At 61.2% G+C, this 15,709-nt stretch carries 18 protein-coding genes; 9 read left to right on the top strand and 9 right to left on the bottom strand.

Annotated features, from left to right (window positions below; genetic code table 11):
• Positions 1–72: 72 nt before the first annotated feature.
• Together E5678_RS08735 and E5678_RS08740 are read right to left on the bottom strand one after the other, a co-directional pair.
• Entirely contained in the window at positions 73–1,116 is a 1,044-nt protein-coding gene (locus E5678_RS08735) for a Gfo/Idh/MocA family oxidoreductase (RefSeq protein ID WP_136178157.1), read from the bottom strand.
• Positions 1,117–1,126: 10 nt separating this feature from the next.
• Positions 1,127–2,134 carry an aldo/keto reductase gene (locus E5678_RS08740; RefSeq protein ID WP_136178158.1) on the bottom strand — a complete coding sequence of 336 codons (1,008 nt, stop codon included), beginning with the start codon at positions 2,132–2,134 and terminating at the stop codon, positions 1,127–1,129.
• 42 nt (positions 2,135–2,176) lie between these two features.
• Between E5678_RS08740 and E5678_RS22270 the strand changes: the two genes are divergently transcribed.
• Positions 2,177–2,752 carry a hypothetical protein gene (locus E5678_RS22270; RefSeq protein WP_168708522.1) on the top strand — a complete coding sequence of 192 codons (576 nt, stop codon included), beginning with the start codon at positions 2,177–2,179 and terminating at the stop codon, positions 2,750–2,752.
• A 27-nt stretch (positions 2,753–2,779) separates the two neighbouring features.
• On the opposite strand, the gene E5678_RS08750 is transcribed toward E5678_RS22270, so the two are convergent.
• The 7 genes from E5678_RS08750 to E5678_RS08780 all read right to left on the bottom strand — a co-directional run bounded on the left by E5678_RS08750 (position 2,780) and on the right by E5678_RS08780 (position 8,547).
• A complete protein-coding gene (locus tag E5678_RS08750; protein ID WP_136178160.1) occupies positions 2,780–3,727 on the bottom strand; it encodes a Gfo/Idh/MocA family oxidoreductase in 948 nt (315 codons plus the stop codon).
• Between the two features lie 9 nt (positions 3,728–3,736).
• Positions 3,737–4,618, bottom strand: coding sequence for a class III extradiol dioxygenase subunit beta (locus E5678_RS08755; RefSeq protein WP_136178161.1), 882 nt, complete (start codon positions 4,616–4,618; stop codon positions 3,737–3,739).
• Position 4,619: 1 nt separating this feature from the next.
• A complete protein-coding gene (gene ligA / locus E5678_RS08760) occupies positions 4,620–5,045 on the bottom strand; it encodes a protocatechuate 4,5-dioxygenase subunit alpha (protein ID WP_136178162.1) in 426 nt (141 codons plus the stop codon).
• Complete coding sequence (locus E5678_RS08765) at positions 5,045–5,992, bottom strand: amidohydrolase family protein (RefSeq protein ID WP_136178163.1); 948 nt, start codon at positions 5,990–5,992, stop codon at positions 5,045–5,047. Before E5678_RS08765 ends, ligA begins: the two co-directional genes overlap by 1 nt.
• Before the next feature lie 99 nt (positions 5,993–6,091).
• Positions 6,092–6,775 carry a 4-carboxy-4-hydroxy-2-oxoadipate aldolase/oxaloacetate decarboxylase gene (gene ligK, locus E5678_RS08770; protein ID WP_136178164.1) on the bottom strand — a complete coding sequence of 228 codons (684 nt, stop codon included), beginning with the start codon at positions 6,773–6,775 and terminating at the stop codon, positions 6,092–6,094.
• A gap of 2 nt (positions 6,776–6,777) precedes the next feature.
• The gene (locus tag E5678_RS08775; protein ID WP_136178165.1) at positions 6,778–7,812 is read right to left on the bottom strand and encodes an amidohydrolase family protein; all 1,035 of its coding nucleotides are present in this window, start codon (positions 7,810–7,812) and stop codon (positions 6,778–6,780) included.
• Between the two features lie 24 nt (positions 7,813–7,836).
• The gene (locus E5678_RS08780) at positions 7,837–8,547 is read right to left on the bottom strand and encodes a substrate-binding domain-containing protein (RefSeq protein ID WP_247596959.1); all 711 of its coding nucleotides are present in this window, start codon (positions 8,545–8,547) and stop codon (positions 7,837–7,839) included.
• 175 nt (positions 8,548–8,722) lie between these two features.
• On the opposite strand from E5678_RS08780, the gene E5678_RS08785 reads away from it, so the two are divergent.
• The 8 genes from E5678_RS08785 to ehuD all read left to right on the top strand — a co-directional run bounded on the left by E5678_RS08785 (position 8,723) and on the right by ehuD (position 15,670).
• Positions 8,723–9,634 carry a LysR substrate-binding domain-containing protein gene (locus tag E5678_RS08785; protein WP_136178166.1) on the top strand — a complete coding sequence of 304 codons (912 nt, stop codon included), beginning with the start codon at positions 8,723–8,725 and terminating at the stop codon, positions 9,632–9,634.
• Positions 9,635–10,017: 383 nt separating this feature from the next.
• The gene (gene ectA, locus E5678_RS08790) at positions 10,018–10,605 is read left to right on the top strand and encodes a diaminobutyrate acetyltransferase (protein ID WP_136178167.1); all 588 of its coding nucleotides are present in this window, start codon (positions 10,018–10,020) and stop codon (positions 10,603–10,605) included.
• Between the two features lie 55 nt (positions 10,606–10,660).
• The gene (gene ectB / locus E5678_RS08795) at positions 10,661–11,929 is read left to right on the top strand and encodes a diaminobutyrate--2-oxoglutarate transaminase (RefSeq protein ID WP_136178168.1); all 1,269 of its coding nucleotides are present in this window, start codon (positions 10,661–10,663) and stop codon (positions 11,927–11,929) included.
• A gap of 21 nt (positions 11,930–11,950) precedes the next feature.
• The gene (locus E5678_RS08800) at positions 11,951–12,340 is read left to right on the top strand and encodes an ectoine synthase (protein ID WP_136178169.1); all 390 of its coding nucleotides are present in this window, start codon (positions 11,951–11,953) and stop codon (positions 12,338–12,340) included.
• A gap of 16 nt (positions 12,341–12,356) precedes the next feature.
• A complete protein-coding gene (thpD, locus tag E5678_RS08805) occupies positions 12,357–13,304 on the top strand; it encodes an ectoine hydroxylase (RefSeq protein ID WP_136178170.1) in 948 nt (315 codons plus the stop codon).
• Between the two features lie 67 nt (positions 13,305–13,371).
• Entirely contained in the window at positions 13,372–14,241 is an 870-nt protein-coding gene (gene ehuB, locus E5678_RS08810; RefSeq protein ID WP_136178171.1) for an ectoine/hydroxyectoine ABC transporter substrate-binding protein EhuB, read from the top strand.
• Positions 14,242–14,345: 104 nt separating this feature from the next.
• Positions 14,346–14,999 (top strand): ectoine/hydroxyectoine ABC transporter permease subunit EhuC, encoded by a 654-nt coding sequence (ehuC, locus tag E5678_RS08815; protein ID WP_136180706.1) that lies wholly within the window; start codon positions 14,346–14,348, stop codon positions 14,997–14,999.
• The gene (gene ehuD / locus E5678_RS08820; protein WP_136178172.1) at positions 14,996–15,670 is read left to right on the top strand and encodes an ectoine/hydroxyectoine ABC transporter permease subunit EhuD; all 675 of its coding nucleotides are present in this window, start codon (positions 14,996–14,998) and stop codon (positions 15,668–15,670) included. The genes ehuC and ehuD overlap by 4 nt, the downstream gene beginning before the upstream one ends.
• Positions 15,671–15,709 lie beyond the last annotated feature (39 nt).

Consider the following 15,709-nt stretch of genomic DNA (forward strand, 5'->3'; position numbering starts at 1 on the left):
ATGGTGCGCTTGGCACGCCCCTACTGGATGTCGGCGAGGTGTCGGTTCTTTTCGTTTTGTATCAGCAGGCCCTCATGCCAGGGAAACCGCGCGCCCTTTTCGTGCGCTCTTCAAAATGGCCTCCAAGGTGGCAGCGATGTCTTGGCTGGCCTGCGCGGCTCGATCAAAGGCAGCGTCGTCCTGCCGCGCCAAGGCATGAGCAAAGGCCTCAGCGCAGAAGCGAAACCCACTGCCCGTTGCAGCTGCAACGGACTCAAACGGCACCGTATTGCCCGTGCCTCGGCGCACACGCAGTTCGCTCGGCAAATAGCCATGCTGCTTTGAACTGCCGTTGCCGGTGTGGTTCAGGTATTCGGTTTCAATGGTGCCCTGCGACCCCATGATGGTGGCTCGGCGGTGGTAGGCCGTGTCCATGGCGCAAGAAAGTTGAGCACTGCGCCCGTTGGCAAAGCTCAGCGTGGCCGTGAGGCTGATGTCCACGCCGCTCTCGCTCCAGTTGGCCTGGGCCATCACGCGCTCAGGCGCTTCGCCCATCACCAGGCGAATCAGGCTGAGCGGGTAGCTCCCGGCGTCGAGCAAAGCACCACCACCCAGCTCGGGCTTCATACGGATATTGGTTTGCTGGTTTCCCAAGCTGAAGCCGAAGCTGGCCTGCACGCCGCGCACACAACCTATGGCGCCGCCTTGCAACAAAGCCTGCAACGCCTGGGTTTGTGGCTGAAACCACCAGGGATAGCCTTCCAACAACATCACCCCATGGTTTTTGGCCTCGGCAAACATGGCCCGCGCATCGGCCACGCTCAATGCCAGGGGCTTTTCGCACAACACATGTTTGCCGCTTCGCGCCGCCGCCATGGCCCATTCGGCGTGCAAACTGTTGGGCAAGGGGAGGTAGATCGCGTCCACCTCGGCATCGGACAGCAAGGCCTCATAGCTGCCATGAAACCGCGCGACGCCTTGTTCGGCTGCAAAAGTTTGTGCCGTCTGGGCATTTCGACTGGCCACCGCGACCACACGAACGGCCTTGCTGGGTTCCACATCGCGAATGAACTGGCGCGCGATATTGGCGCAGCCGAGCACGCCGATGCGCAGGGGGTACGTGGGTGAGGTTGACATGCAGTTTCCTTTAAGCGGCAAAAACTTCGGTATCCACTTCGCTGTTGGCCTGGGCGTTGTAGCGGCTCCCGCGCACCGTCTGCTGGTTGATCAACGCATCCAGGCGGCCCATCACATCAGCGCTGAGTTTCACATCGGCAGCGCCCAGATCCTCCTGTAAGTGCGTCACGCTGCGGGTGCCGGGAATGGGCAGCACATGATCGCCGCGGTGCAGCAACCAGGCGATGGCCAGCTGTGCGGGCGTGCAACCCACTTCATTGGCGATGGCGAAGTAGCCGGGCAACAAACGAGCGTTGGTGGCGTGGTTCTCGGCGGTGAACCGGGGCATGGAGCGGCGGATGTCGTTGGCCTCGAGGGCGCTCACATCCATAGCACCGCACAGGAAGCCGCGCGCCACGGGGCTAAAGGCCACCAAGGCCACACCCAACGCCTGACAAGCTTGCAGCACGGCGATCTCGGGGTTGCGCGTCCACAGGGAATATTCGGTTTGCACCGCCGCAATGGGGTGTTCCGCATGGGCCTTGCGCAAGGTGGCGGCCGAAACCTCTGACAGACCGACGGCCCGGATCTTTCCCGCCTGCACCAGATCCCCCAGTCCACCCACGCTCTCTTCGACGGGCACCTGCTTGTCCCAGCGGTGCAGGTAATAGAGGTCGATCACATCGGTATTCAGGCGCTTCAGTGCGGCTTCGCAGGTCGCACGGAGGACCTCGGGCCGGCCATCGATCACACGCACCAGCTTGCCGTCGCCGTTCAGGTCCACCCCTTGCATGCCACATTTGCTGGCGAGTGTAAATTGGGAGCGGTGTGGACTCAGGTACTTGCCCACCAGGGTTTCGCTGACACCGAAGCCATAAAGCGCGGCGGTATCAAAGTGGGTGACGCCGGCATCCAGCGCGGCGAGCAGCAGTTTCTCAGCGTCGGCTTCGGAAACCGGTGTTCCGTAAGCGTGGCAAATATTCATGCAGCCCAGGCCAATGGCCGAGACCTGGAATGGGCCGAGTTGGCGTTGTTGCATTCGAAGCTCCTGTGAAACGTGCAATCAAAGAATCTGAAGGTCTTGAACCAAAACGATTTCGCAGCCACCTGCGCCCGAATCGTCGCGGGAGAGCGAACTGCGCCACCGCCAACCGTCGCTGGCCTGTGCCTCAACCAGCCAGCCGTCGATTCTCACAACCTGCCCCACGCGCACGGATTTGAGACCCCTGGCCATTGCGACGTTGGCTGGAATCATGTGCATATTGGCACTGGATCGCTCAATGACTCTGCGGGGAATCGGGAATTCATCAACACGCCAAAAGTAAAAGCGGTTCGACTGGCTGATCTTGATTTTTTCAAGCACAGCGCTGTCGGACATCTGGCCCCACCCCAGAGCCAGATCGAGCGGAGACAGTTCGGCTTCGCGCCCGATGCTGTAGCGTTCAGTGCCCAGAACCCTCGCTTCGACAGAAAATTTTTGCAAGGGCTGCAAGGTATAACCCTTGAGCTGGAGCGCGGCAGCCTGTTGATCAACCTGTCTCGGCAGATCTGGCGCTACAACCCCCTGGCCCGGCTCCACCGGGCGGGTTTGCAGGTGTTGAATCAAGCCAAAACCGATGAGCGCAGCGAAGACGAGGGTTTTCCAGTTCACCAGTAGAGGATAGCGCCTCGCGCCCGGCTCAGATCAAGCCAGCTGGCGCTCCAGATCGTTCAACACCTGGTAGCAGTTGAACACCTGAGCCACACTCGAATTGGGTTCGCGGCCCTCTTTGATCGCTGCGAAAAATTCACGGTCTTGCAGCTCGATGCCATTCATGCTCACCGCCACCTGGGACACATCAATCTGCTCTTCTTTGCCAGTGAACAGATCGTCATAGCGCGCCAGGTAGGTTGCCGTGTCGCCGATGTAGCGAAAGTAGGTGCCCAGCGGCCCATCGTTGTTGAAGCTCAGGCTCAGCGTGCAGATGGCGCCGCTGGCGGCCTTGAGCTGGATGCTCATGTCCATGGCGATGCCCAGGACGGGGTGGATCGGGCCCTGGATGGCGTTGGCCTGCACGATGGGGCTGCCCGCCTGGTAGGCGAACAGGTCCACGGTGTGGGCGGCGTGGTGCCACAGCAGGTGGTCGGTCCAGCTGCGGGCTTGCCCCAAGGCATTCGTGTTCGTGCGGCGGAAGAAGTAGGTCTGCACATCCATTTGCTGTATGTTGAACTTTCCTGCCTGGATCTGGTTGTGCACGTATTGATGGCTGGGGTTGAATCGGCGCGTGTGACCGCACATTGCGACCAGCCCTGTCTGCTTCTGCAGCGCCACCACTTCTTCGGCACCCTTGAGGCTGTCGGCCAGAGGGATCTCCACTTGCACATGCTTGCCCGCTCGCAAACAAGCCAAGGTTTGCTCTGCGTGCATCTGCGTGGGTGTACAGAGAATGACGGCGTCAACCTCTTCCAGTGCAAGGCTGTCGGCCAGATCGGTGGTCACGTGGCCGATGCCGTATTTGGCCGCCACTTCCTTCGTCTTGTCGAGATCGCGGCTGATCAGCGACACGACTTCAACGCCATCGATGTTCTTGATGCCGTCGAGGTGTTTGATGCCGAAAGCGCCGGCGCCGGCGAGGGCTACTTTGATGGTCATGTTGTGTCCTTATGCATTCTCAAGAATGAGGTGGCCCACAGCAGTGTTGCTGGCGGGCACATGGTAGAAGCGGTGCTTCAAGGTGGGCGCAGGGCCTTGTGCTTTTCCGTCCACGATGTCAGACATGGCACCGCGGGCGATCAGCCACATCACGAGCTCGATGCCTTCACTGCCCGCTTCGCGCACGTAGTCGATGTGGGGCGTATCGGCGCAAGCCACGGGTTCGTTGATCAACTGGTCGAGCCAGGCGTTGTCCCATTCGCTGTTGATGAGGCCGGCACGCGCGCCCTGCAACTGGTGGCTCATGCCCCCCGTGCCCCAAATGTGCACATTGATATCTTCGTCGTAGCTTTCCACCGCTTTGCGAATGGCCTGGCCGAGCATGAAGCAGCGGCGCCCCGACGGCACGGGGTACTGCACCACGTTGACCGCAAACGGAATCACCGGGCAGGGCCAGGCGTCTTTCTGGGGATCGAGCTCGCCACACATCAGGGACAAGGGCACGGTGAGGCCGTGGTCCACGTCCATCTTGTTGACGATGGTGAGGTCGAAGTCTTGCTGGATCACGCTTTGCGCTATGTGCGAAGCCAGATCGGGGTGGCCCACCACCTTGGGCACGGGGCGCGGGCCCCAGCCCTCGTCGGCGGGCTGGAATTCGGCGGCCGTGCCAATGGCGAAAGTGGGGATCATGTCCAGGCTGAAAGCCGTGGCGTGATCGTTGAACACCAGGAAAATCACGTCGGGCTTGTTGTCCTTCATCCACTGCTTGGAGAAGTCATAACCGGCGAATACGGGTTTCCAGTAGTCCTCCCGGGATTTGCCCAGGTCCATGGCCGCGCCGATGGCTGGCACATGGGAGGTGAACACAGATGCGGTGATGCGTGCGGCCATGTCAGTGCTTTCCTTGGGGTTGGTTCTGGGCTTGCGCGTCGCCGTTTTCGCCGACGAAGCGGTTGCCCTCAACCGAGCGGCCGCCCTGGATCATCATGTCGCGGTACTCGGTTTCGGTCATGCCCGTCATGGAGCCGGCCATCTGCTGGAAGCTCTTGCCGTCGGTGGCGCCAATTTTTGCGAGGAAATAAATGTTGCCGCCTGTGCGCATGCACCAGTTCAGATCGCGCGCCAGCACGGCCTGCTTCTGTTCATCCGTCATGGACCATTCGTCCAGATAGGCGCGCTCGTCGGCTTTGAAACGCTCGCGGTTTTCAGCCTTCATGAGCGACATGCAGAACTGGTTGAGCCAGTAGCCCTTGCGGCTTTGCTCAGCGTCAAAGATGATCGTGCCAGGCACATCGAGGTAGGGTTTTTCGAGAGACATCAGGCTTTTTCCTCTGGCCAATACAGACGCATCGGGTTGTCCACCAGCAGCTTCTGTTGCAGCGCTGGCGTGGTGGCAATGTGCGGGATGAAGTCAACCAGCAAGCCGTCATCCGGCATGTGGTCTTTCAGATTCGGGTGCGGCCAGTCGGTGCCCCAGAGCACGCGATCAGGGAACTGCTCAACGATACGGCGCGCAAAAGGCACCACGTCCTGGTACGCGGCCAATTCACCATTCAGCGCCTTGGGGCCAGCGACCGACAGGCGCTCAGGGCAGCTGACCTTGCTCCACACATTGGGGTGTTCACGCATGAATTTTTCGAACAGGGCGAACTGAGGTCCGTCGACCGGCAAGCTCACATCGGGGCGGCCCATGTGGTCCACCACCACCTGGGTCGGCAGTGTGGTGAAAAAATCCCACAGCTCTGGCAGATCTACCGCTTCAAAGTAGATCACCACGTGCCAGCCCAACGGCTTGATGCGGTTGGCGATCTCCAGCAGCTCTTCTTTGGGCGTGAAGTCGACCAGCCGTTTGACGAAATTGAAACGCACACCACGCACGCCGGCATCGTGCATGGCCTGGAGCTCGGCATCGCTCACGCTTCGCTTCACCGTGGCCACACCGCGCGCCTTGCCGCCGCTGTTCTCCAGTGCATCGACCATGGCACCGTTGTCAGCGCCATGGCACGTGGCCTGCACCACCACATTGCGCGAAAACCCAAGGTGATCGCGCAGTGCATAGAGCTGCTGTTTGCTCGCGTCGCAAGGTGTGTACTTGCGCTCGGGAGCATAGGGAAACTCAGCCCCGGGGCCGAACACATGACAGTGTGCATCCACGGCGCCGGCGGGCAGCGTGAATGTGGGCTTGGAGGGTTTGGCGTACCAGTCCATCCAGCCGGCTGTTTTGGTGAAGTCACCGGAAGTGGGTTTGTTGTTCGCTGAAGTCATGTCGGGTCGGTCTTTCGCGCAGGCATGCAATGAAGGGTTCAGGAGCGCCCACAGGGGCAGGCGAGGACTTCGACAAGCCCAGTCCGAACGGACTTGGGATCAATCAATGTATTTGAGGCCCAGCGCCGCCAGGGGCTCGCGCATTTTGTACAGATCCAGGCCCAGCACGCCCGCTTCGAACTTCGCGCGTTTTTCGCCCTCGAAGCGCTCCCGCTTCTCGGCCGCATCGGCCACGGCCTGCGCCATGGCAGCAGGCACCACCACAATGCCGTCCACATCGGCGATCACCACATCGCCCGGATTCACCAGGGCACCGGCACAAACCACGGGAATGTTCACCGAGCCCAGCGTGGCCTTGATCGTGCCCTTGGAATGGATTTCCTTGCTGAAAACCGGAAAGCCCATTTTTTCCAGTTCGTCCACGTCGCGCACGCCGCCGTCGATGATCAATCCCCGGGCGCCGCGCGCCTTGAACGAGGTGGCGAGCAGGTCGCCAAAGAAACCGTCGGCGTTGTCGGTGGTGCAGGCGGCCACGGCCACATCACCGGGCTGTAGTTGCTCAGCGCCCACGTGCATCATCCAGTTGTCACCGGGTTGCAGCAGGATGGTGATGGCTGTGCCACACATCTTTGCGCCTTTGTAGGCTGGTCGCATGTAGGGCTTCATCAAGCCGACGCGACCCATGGCCTCGTGGACAGTGGCCACTCCGAATTGAGACAGCTTGTCGACCGCGGCCTTGTCGGCCCGAACGATGTTGCGCTTGACGATGCCGAGTTGGTACATGTTCAGACTCCCTTGGCTTTGAGTTGAGCGTCCATGCGCGGGAACACGCGGCGCGCATTGGCTTCATAAATCTTGTGGCGATCGTCGCCCACAACGATGGTCGAGGCTTCGATGTAGCGCTTGGTGTCATCAAAGTAGTGACCGGTCTCGGGGTCAATACCGCGCACCGCGCCGATCATTTCCGACGCAAACAGGATGTTGTCGACCGGGATCACCTTGGTCAGCAGATCGATGCCTGGCTGGTGGTACACGCAGGTGTCGAAGAAAACGTTGTTCAACAAGTGGTCTTGCAGCAAGGGTTTCTTCATTTCCTGCGCAAGGCCACGGTAGCGGCCCCAGTGGTAAGGGGCCGCGCCCCCGCCGTGTGGAATGATCATGCGCAGCGTCGGGAAATCTTTGAACAGATCGCCTTGTATCAACTGCATGATGGCGGTGGTGTCGGCGTTGATGTAGTGGGCACCGGTGGTGTGGAAGCAGGCGTTGCAACTGGTGCTCACGTGGATCATGGCGGGGATGTCGTGTTCCACCATTTTTTCGTAGATGGGGTACCAGGCCTTGTCGGTCAAAGGCGGGCTGGTCCAGTGGCCGCCGGAAGGATCGGGGTTGAGGTTGATACCAACGTTGCCGTAATCCTTGACGCATTTTTCCAGCTCGGGAATGCAGGTGGCGGGATCAACGCCGGGGCTTTGCGGCAGCATCGCTGCGGGAATGAAATGGTCGGGGAAGAGCTGTGCCACGCGGTAACAAAGCTCGTTGCAGATCGCCGCCCAGGTACTGGACACCTGGAAGTCGCCGATGTGGTGCGCCATGAAGCTGGCACGTGGGCTGAAGATGGTGATATCGGAGCCGCGCTCTTTCATCAGGCGCAACTGGTTGAGCTCAATTGATTCGCGCAACTCATCGTCGCTGATCTTCAATTCGCTGACCTTGGGCATGCTCGCCAGGTCTTTGATACCCGCGATCTGCGCGTTGCGCCAGTTCTCCAGCGCCTTGGGGGCTGTGGTGTAGTGACCGTGGCAATCGATGATGAAACTCATGAAAAATCCTTGACGGTAAAAAAATCAAACCGGCAACATGCCATGGCGGCGTTTGACCGCATCTGCTTCGTCCGATTGCAGGAAAGCGAGCAGCCCACGCACGGCCTCTTGCGAGGCGGGTGTGGGGTTGCAAGGCCATGCGGCCGAGAAAGTGGTAACGATGGCCATGGGCTCGGGCAAACAACCCACCACCTGAACCACCGGCACTTCCAGCAATTCACTGAGCTGCTGAAAACCCAGATCCACCTCGCCGCTGGCCAGCAGCGATGCCACAGACACCCCTGCCCTCGCCTGCACCAAGCGCTCCTGCACGGCGCCATCAATGCCCCATCGCTTAAAAAGCTGAAGCAACGCAGTGCCGCTGGGGCCAGTCGAGTAGCCGATGCGGAAAGCGGCGAGCACAGCGTTGCGCACCGCACCTTCTGTGCTGAGATCGGGCAAGGCAGATCCGGCTTTCACCGCCACCGCCACCTCGGAGCGCACCAGATCGGCTCGGCTGCCAGGGGCGAGCTGGCCAGCAGCGATGAGGCGGTCTATGGCATCTGACGCCAGAATCACCACATCAAACGGCTCACCACTGGCCACCCGGCGGGCTGCATCCACGCCGCCCACGGACTCCATATGCATGGAGACCCCCGTGGCTTGGAGATAGTCACGCAACAGTTCGGCCAGGACCAAGCGGGTGGCCATGGAGGAAATGCCTTTGAGGGGAGCCGGAGCGGCAGGAAGATTCATCGGTAATAGGATTTGACTGAACACCCATTGTGGCCAAGTTGGCCCGCAGCTTCCACCACCGCTGCACGCTAGCAGCTAGAACATTGCCAAATACCTATGATGCAGGTATCTACCAGAACGCATGGACCAGTCGGGTTCAGGTTGGTTCAATCAGGCACCACCAGAGGGCCACGCCATGGATCTCAAACAACTCGAGTACTTTGTGCGTGTCGCCGAGATGGGCAGCTTCACCCGCGCCGCCCAGGCGCTGGACGTTGCCCAACCCGCGCTCTCCCGCCAGGTGCGTTTGCTGGAGGTGGAGCTCCGCCAGAACCTGTTGCTGCGCAATGGCCGAGGTGCGGTGCCCACCGACGCGGGCAGGCTGCTGCTGGAACACGCTCGCGGCATTCTTCACCAAGTGGAGCGCGCCCGGGAAGAGCTGGGTCGGGTGGGGGGTGCGCTGGCCGGTCGGGTGGCCATTGGGCTTCCGCCCAGCCTCTCCCGCGCGCTGTCGGTGCCCATCACCCGTGCCGTTCGGCAGCAACTGCCCCAGGCCAGCGTGTCGATCTGCGAGGGCTTGTCCACCAATATGCAAGAGTGGCTGGCCACCGGTCGGCTCGACATCGCTGTGTTGTACAACGCCCAGCCAGCACCCTCGATCGAGCTCACCCCGCTGCTGGAGGAAGACCTGTTCCTTGTGCAACCCGCTCCGTCCGAGCTTACGCAATATCCTCCACCGGGCCCCATCGCACTGAAAGACATCTCGCTCTTGCCATTGGTGATCCCCAGCCGACCCAACGCCCTGCGCATGTTCGTGGAAACCGAAATGGCCAACCTGGGTCTGCGCCCACAGATCGCTTTGGAAATCGATGGTGTGGCCGCCATTCTCGATCTCGTGGCCGATGGTGCCGGCGCCGCCTTGCTCTCGCGCAACGCAGTGAACAGCTCCCAGCGGCCCGACGCGTTTCAGTTGCGGGCCATCCACCAGCCGCCCTTGCGCGCCCGATTGAGCATCGCCACCAGTTCCCAGCGACCGTCCACCCTGACGCAAAAAACATGCCTCGATTTGTTGCGAAACACGGCACTGCGGGTTTTGCACCCCGCCTGAAAGCTACTGTTCATGCGGGTTTGGACAAAAGGCCACAAAGCGGGTTGACAACAAAATGCTGCATCGCAATAATAACGTTCGCCAACGGCTGTCTTTTTGCACCATCTTTCCGGGCTATATTTTTTGTAGCTGACAAACACAAGGAAGAGCAAGGCGGCCGATCTTCGAGTCAAGCGCCAAACACTTGGGCCAACCTCCCGTCACACGGCGGGGTTTTGTCTAAGGGTTCCCAGAGCCGCTTGAATGTCTTTTGTAGGCTTCCCGCCATGGGAAGCCGCCCGATCTGACCCGCGTCAACCGACGCGCTGTTGGTCAGATCCCGTGTCGGGGTTGCGCCTTATTCCAAGGCTGTGCTTCGGCCAGCTTCAGGAAACCCAACACGCATGTATCTTCACGGCAAGACACCAGCTCATCACGTCCATGCTCTGCAATTTCGCAGCGCTCAGCCCAAAGACGGCGCGGCTCTCTGGCGCCTCATCCAGGCCACGGGGACGCTGGAGCTGAATTCAGCCTATTTTTACCTGCTCTTCGCCACCGATTTTGGCCGCACCTGCCTGATCGCCGAACAGTCAGGAGAGGTGGTGGGAGCCGTTATTGGCTACCACCCGCCCGAGCAGGCGCGCACAGCGTTTGTCTGGCAAGTGGGCCTGCTGCCGCGCTTGCGCGGCCACGGCTTGGGCGTTGAGCTCTTGCAGCGCTGGATCGATCTGCCCGCCAACCAGGACCGGCTGTGGGTCACCGCCACAGTGGCCGACGACAACGCTGCGTCGCAAGCCCTCTTCAAGCGTTTCGCGCAGCTCAGGTCCACCGAATGCAACGTACAAACGCATTTCACCGCCGATCTGTTTCCGGTCGAGCACCCGCCAGAACCCCTGTTCCGAGTCGGGCCGCTGCCACGCGCAGTCACGCCCGCCGCCTGTAGCGACGCGGCCACAAGCAGCGTCGGTCTATCCCTGGTCGCAGCGGATTGATCCCACGATCGAATCGCTGTCCCTCAACTTTTTTTTACCTATAAGGAGTTCCCCCATGCAGAACATTTTCGAGCAACACGAGTCCGAAGTCCGTGGATATTGCCGCAACTTTCCGGCGGTATTCGCTTCGGCCAAAGGCGCCTGGATGACTGATGAGAAGGGGGAGCGTTACCTCGATTTCTTTGCGGGTGCCGGGGTGCTCAACTACGGGCACAACCCCGACAAACTCAAAGACGCGCTGATCGAATACATCTCGCGAGACGGCATCACCCACACGCTGGACATGTACAGCGAAGCCAAGCGCGACTTCATCGAGCGGTTCCACCGCGTGATCCTGCAGCCTCGTGGCCTCGACTACAAATTGCAGTTTCCTGGCCCCACTGGCACCAACGCCGTGGAGTCCGCCTTGAAGCTGGCCCGCAAAGTGACGGGGCGTGATCGCGTAGTGAGCTTCACCAACGCCTTTCATGGCATGACCCTGGGCGCATTGGCCGTGACCGGCAACGGGTTCAAACGCGCCGGCGCCGGCGTGTCCCTGCAGAACACCTCGTCCATTCCCTTCTGCGGTTTCATGGGCGACGATCCTGACACGCTGGGCTTCTTCGAAGCCATGTTGAACGACGACGGCAGCGGCATGGAAACGCCTGCCGCCGTGATCGTGGAAACCGTGCAAGCCGAAGGTGGCGTCAACGTGGCGGCCACCGATTGGCTGCAGCGCCTGCGCCAGATCACCGCAGACCATGGCATCGTGCTCATCGTGGACGACATCCAGGTCGGTTGCGGGCGCACCGGCAAGTTCTTCAGCTTTGAAGAAGCCGGCATCGTTCCCGACATGATCACGCTCTCCAAATCACTCTCGGGCTACGGCATTCCCATGGCGCTGGTGCTGATCAAACCCGAGCTGGACCAGTGGGCCCCCGGCGAGCACAACGGCACTTTCCGCGGACACAACCCCGGCTTCGTGACGGCCACCAAGGCGCTTGACTATTGGGAAAACGACTGGCTGGAAAAGTCCGTGAACCACAAAAGCAAGATCGTGCACCAGCGGCTTCAAGCCATGGTCGACCGCCTCGGTGCTCAGGCCGAAGTTCGCGGTCGGGGTCTGATTTACGGTATTGCATTTGACGATGTATCCATCGCAGGTCAGGTGTCCCAAGCCTGCTTCAAGGACCACCTGATCGTCGAGACCGCCGGCATTGAAGACCAGGTCCTGAAGCTCCTGCCCAGCCTCACCATCAGCGACGAAGACCTCACGCAAGGCCTCGACATCATTGAGCGCAACCTCGCCGCCGTGCTCGCCGGCAACGAACGCAAGAGCGCCTGAACCCCCTCAAAGGAAATGAACATGATCGTCAAACACCTCGACCAGATCGTCGGCACCGAAGCCGATGTGGACACCGCCGGCTGGACCAGCCGCCGCCTCATCCTCAAAGACGTCGGCATGGGCTATTCCGTGCACGACACCGTCATCAAGGCCGGCGCCGAGCTGGACATGCACTACAAGAACCACCTGGAAACCGTGTACCTCACCGAAGGCGCGGGTGAACTGGTGGACCTCGCCACAGGCGTGACGCACCAGCTGCGCGTGGGCTCGATCTATGCCCTCAACCAGCACGACCACCACCTGCTCAAGGCCAACCAGGGCAGCCACATGCGCATGGTGTGCGTGTTCAACCCACCCATCACGGGCAATGAAGTGCACGATGAATCCGGCGCCTACGCGCTGAGCGATTGAGGGAGGAATCCGAAACATGCCCGACAACACAATCCAGACCCAACGATCGTCAAACAGCGCCAGTGCGGGTGCTGACCGCTACCCGTCCCGTCAGGAGCCCGCCCCCCGCATCTCCAACCGCCTCGATCCGGTGGTTTATGGAGCGGCGGCAGGCGGCCCTCTGACCGAGAGCCAGCTGCGCTTTTTCGAAGACCATGGTTACCTCAGCATCGACCAGTTGTTCAGCGAGGCTGAACTGGGCAGCTACGTGCAGGAGCTGCAGCGGCTGCGCACGGACGAGCAAGCCAAGGACGCACCCGAGGCGGTGATCGAACCCGAAAGCCGTGACCTGCGCTCGATCTTCGCGGTGCACCGCAGCAGCGAGGTCTTGCGCGCGCTCTGCGGCCACCCGCGCCTGGTGGCCATGGCACGCCAGCTGCTGGGGGGCGATGTCTACATCCACCAGTCGCGCATCAACTACAAGAATGGGTTTCGGGGCAAAGAGTTTTTCTGGCACTCCGATTTCGAAACCTGGCATGTTGAAGATGGGCTTCCCGCCATGCGCACCGTCAGCTTCTCGATCAGCCTCACCCCCAACACCGAGCACAACGGCCCTCTCATGCTGATGCCCGGCTCGCACCACCGTTTTGTTGCCTGCGTGGGTGAAACGCCGGACAACCACTACAGGGCCTCGCTCAAGCGCCAGGAGGTGGGTGTGCCCGATGACACCAGCCTCACGCAGCTCGCCCATGAGTTCGGCATCACCTCGCCCAAGGGCCTGGCTGGCTCGGTGACGTTTTTCGACTGCAACACCATGCACGGTTCGAATTCGAACATCACGCCAATGCCACGCAGCAATGTGTTCGTGGTCTACAACAGCGTGGACAACAAGCCGGTGGCCCCATTCTGCGGGCTGGCACCGCGCCCCAACTTCATCGCCGAACGCGAAGACTTCACCCCCCTGACGCTGCCGGGTCAAACCTGACGCTCCAGCGCCACCACGCCGCGTACCGCGCGCGCATCGACCGTTCCACCCCAACAAGGAGTTCCTCATGCAACAACGCCCACTCAATCTCAGCCTGTCCCGCCGTGTCGTCACCGCGGTCCTCGGCGCCAGCGCGCTGCTCGGCAGCGGCCTGGCCGCAGCAGAAACCACGCTGGAGCGCATCCAGAAGCAAGGTTATATCCGCGTCGGCTTTGCCAACGAAGCCCCCTACGCTTTTGCCACCCCCGATGGCAAGCTCAACGGCGAATCCCCTGCGGTTTTTCGCCACATCATGAAGCAGCTGGGCGTGAACGAAGTTGACGGTGTACTGACGGAATGGGGCGCACTGATCCCTGGCCTGAAAGCCAGCCGTTTTGACGCCATCGTGGCCTCGATGTACATCACCCCCAAGCGCTGCAAGCAAATCCTGTTCGCCAATCCCACCTACGGTATCGGTGAGGCCTTTATTGTCAAAAAGGGCAACCCCGACGGGATCAACACCTACGATGACGCGGTGAAGAAGAATCTGAAGGTTGCGTTTGTGGCTGGCACCGCCGAAATCGAGCATGCACGCCTCGCCGGCATGAAGCGCTCGCAGGAAGTGACCGTGCCCAACTTCGCGGCGTCGGTGGCCACGGTCAAAGCGGGCCGCGCCTCCGCTGCGGCCTTCACCTCGCTCACAGCTCAGGACCTCGCTGGCAAAGATGAAGCGATCGAGCGCGCCGAGCCTTTCACCTTCACCCACAACGGCAAGAAATACAAAGGCGAAGGCTCGTTCGGCTTCCGCATGGCCGACACCAGCCTGCGCGATGCCGTCAACGTCGAACTGGCCAAATTCCTGGGCACCCCAGAGCACCTGAAAATGGTGGGTGAATTCGGCTTCGACGCCTCCAACCAGCCTGAGAAAACCGCTGAGCAACACTGCGCAGGCGAGTAAACCCTCGCAACAAGGTTTCCCCTTTGCGCTCCACCTATTCGACGACGCTGGTCGTGGCCATCCTGTGCTTGGGCGCGGGCTTGTGGATCGCAGGCTTCTCCAGCCTGCGTGATTTCCTGCCCGAGCTCCTGCGCGGTGTCATCGTCACGCTGCAGGTCACGGCGGGTGGCGCGGTGGTGGCCGTTCTCGCCGCACTCGGCGCCGCCCTGGCCCGGCTGTACGGGCCAACACCGCTGCGCTGGTTCGCCACCACCTATGTGGAGGTGTTTCGCGGTACCTCGGCGTTGGTGCAGCTGTTCTGGCTCTTCTTCGTGTTGCCGCACTTTGGCCTCACCCTTTCGCCGCTGGTGGTGGGGATTGCCGCGCTGGGGTTGAATGTGGGCGCTTACGGGGCCGAGGTGGTTCGTGGGGCCATTGGCTCTGTCACCCGAGGCCAATGGGAAGCGGCCACGGCCCTCAATCTCACACGGGCCCAAGCCTTGCGCCGCATCATCTTGCCGCAAGCGTTTGTGACCATGATCCCGCCCTGGGGCAACCTGTTCATCGAACTGCTCAAGGCGACGTCGCTGGTCTCACTGATCACTTTGTCCGACCTGGCCTTCAAGGCCCAGCAGATCAACCAGAACACCCTGCGCACCGCAGAGGTGTTTGGCAGTGTGCTGCTCGTCTACCTCGCGTTGTCGGTGCTGATCACCGTGGCCATGCGGGCACTGGAGACCCGAGCCGCGCGCGGCCTGCGCAGAGGAAGGGTCGGATGAACAAACTCTGGGACTGGGCCTACGCCTGGGAAGCACTGCCCTTGCTCGCCGAAGCCTCGGTGATCACCATCAAGGCCACGCTGATGGGATTTGTGGTGGCACTCACGGTGGGGCTACTGTTTGCGATCGGACGCATGGTCGGTCCGATGTGGGTGCGCTGGTCGGTGGGGGGTGTGGTGGAGTTCATCCGCTCCACGCCCTTGCTGATCCAGATCTTTTTTCTTTACTACGTGATGCCTGAATTCGGGCTCACCATGGACGCCATGCTCACCGGCGTGATCGCGCTCGGCCTGCACTACGGCGCCTACTGCTCCGAGGTCTACCGCGCCGGCCTGGCCAACGTGCCCAAGGGCCAGTGGGAAGCGAGCATTGCACTCAACCTTTCGAACTGGACCACATTCAAGAATGTGATCCTTCCCCAGGCCATTCCGCCCGTGGTGCCCGCGTTGGGCAACTACCTGGTAGCGCTGTTCAAGGAAACCCCCTTGCTGTCGGTGATCGCGGTGCTCGAGCTGATGCAAACCGCCAAGATCCTGGGCTCGGAGACCTTTCGCTACGTGGAGCCAATCACCCTGGTTGGCATCTTTTTCCTGGTGTTCAGCCTGGTTTCGGCCGCGCTGATCCGTCGCCTGGAACGCCACCTCAACGCCGGCCCCGGCCGCCGAACATGAACACAGACAACAAGAACAACGACAACAGCGACAGCGACA

This window comes from Hydrogenophaga sp. PAMC20947, assembly GCF_004795855.1.
Taxonomy (GTDB): Bacteria; Pseudomonadota; Gammaproteobacteria; order Burkholderiales; family Burkholderiaceae_C; genus Hydrogenophaga.

Excerpts from the sequence above, each read along its gene's own strand:
- E5678_RS08735 (WP_136178157.1), bottom strand. The coding sequence starts at position 1,116 with ATGTCAACCTCACCCACGTACCCCCTGCGCATCGGCGTGCTCGGCTGC.
- E5678_RS08740 (WP_136178158.1), bottom strand. The coding sequence starts at position 2,134 with ATGCAACAACGCCAACTCGGCCCATTCCAGGTCTCGGCCATTGGCCTG.
- E5678_RS08750 (WP_136178160.1), bottom strand. The coding sequence starts at position 3,727 with ATGACCATCAAAGTAGCCCTCGCCGGCGCCGGCGCTTTCGGCATCAAA.
- E5678_RS08755 (WP_136178161.1), bottom strand. The coding sequence starts at position 4,618 with ATGGCCGCACGCATCACCGCATCTGTGTTCACCTCCCATGTGCCAGCC.
- ligA (WP_136178162.1), bottom strand. The coding sequence starts at position 5,045 with ATGTCTCTCGAAAAACCCTACCTCGATGTGCCTGGCACGATCATCTTT.
- E5678_RS08765 (WP_136178163.1), bottom strand. The coding sequence starts at position 5,992 with ATGACTTCAGCGAACAACAAACCCACTTCCGGTGACTTCACCAAAACA.
- ligK (WP_136178164.1), bottom strand. The coding sequence starts at position 6,775 with ATGTACCAACTCGGCATCGTCAAGCGCAACATCGTTCGGGCCGACAAG.
- E5678_RS08775 (WP_136178165.1), bottom strand. The coding sequence starts at position 7,812 with ATGAGTTTCATCATCGATTGCCACGGTCACTACACCACAGCCCCCAAG.
- E5678_RS08780 (WP_247596959.1), bottom strand. The coding sequence starts at position 8,547 with ATGAATCTTCCTGCCGCTCCGGCTCCCCTCAAAGGCATTTCCTCCATG.
- E5678_RS08785 (WP_136178166.1), top strand. The coding sequence starts at position 8,723 with ATGGATCTCAAACAACTCGAGTACTTTGTGCGTGTCGCCGAGATGGGC.
- ectA (WP_136178167.1), top strand. The coding sequence starts at position 10,018 with ATGTATCTTCACGGCAAGACACCAGCTCATCACGTCCATGCTCTGCAA.
- ectB (WP_136178168.1), top strand. The coding sequence starts at position 10,661 with ATGCAGAACATTTTCGAGCAACACGAGTCCGAAGTCCGTGGATATTGC.
- E5678_RS08800 (WP_136178169.1), top strand. The coding sequence starts at position 11,951 with ATGATCGTCAAACACCTCGACCAGATCGTCGGCACCGAAGCCGATGTG.
- thpD (WP_136178170.1), top strand. The coding sequence starts at position 12,357 with ATGCCCGACAACACAATCCAGACCCAACGATCGTCAAACAGCGCCAGT.
- ehuB (WP_136178171.1), top strand. The coding sequence starts at position 13,372 with ATGCAACAACGCCCACTCAATCTCAGCCTGTCCCGCCGTGTCGTCACC.
- ehuD (WP_136178172.1), top strand. The coding sequence starts at position 14,996 with ATGAACAAACTCTGGGACTGGGCCTACGCCTGGGAAGCACTGCCCTTG.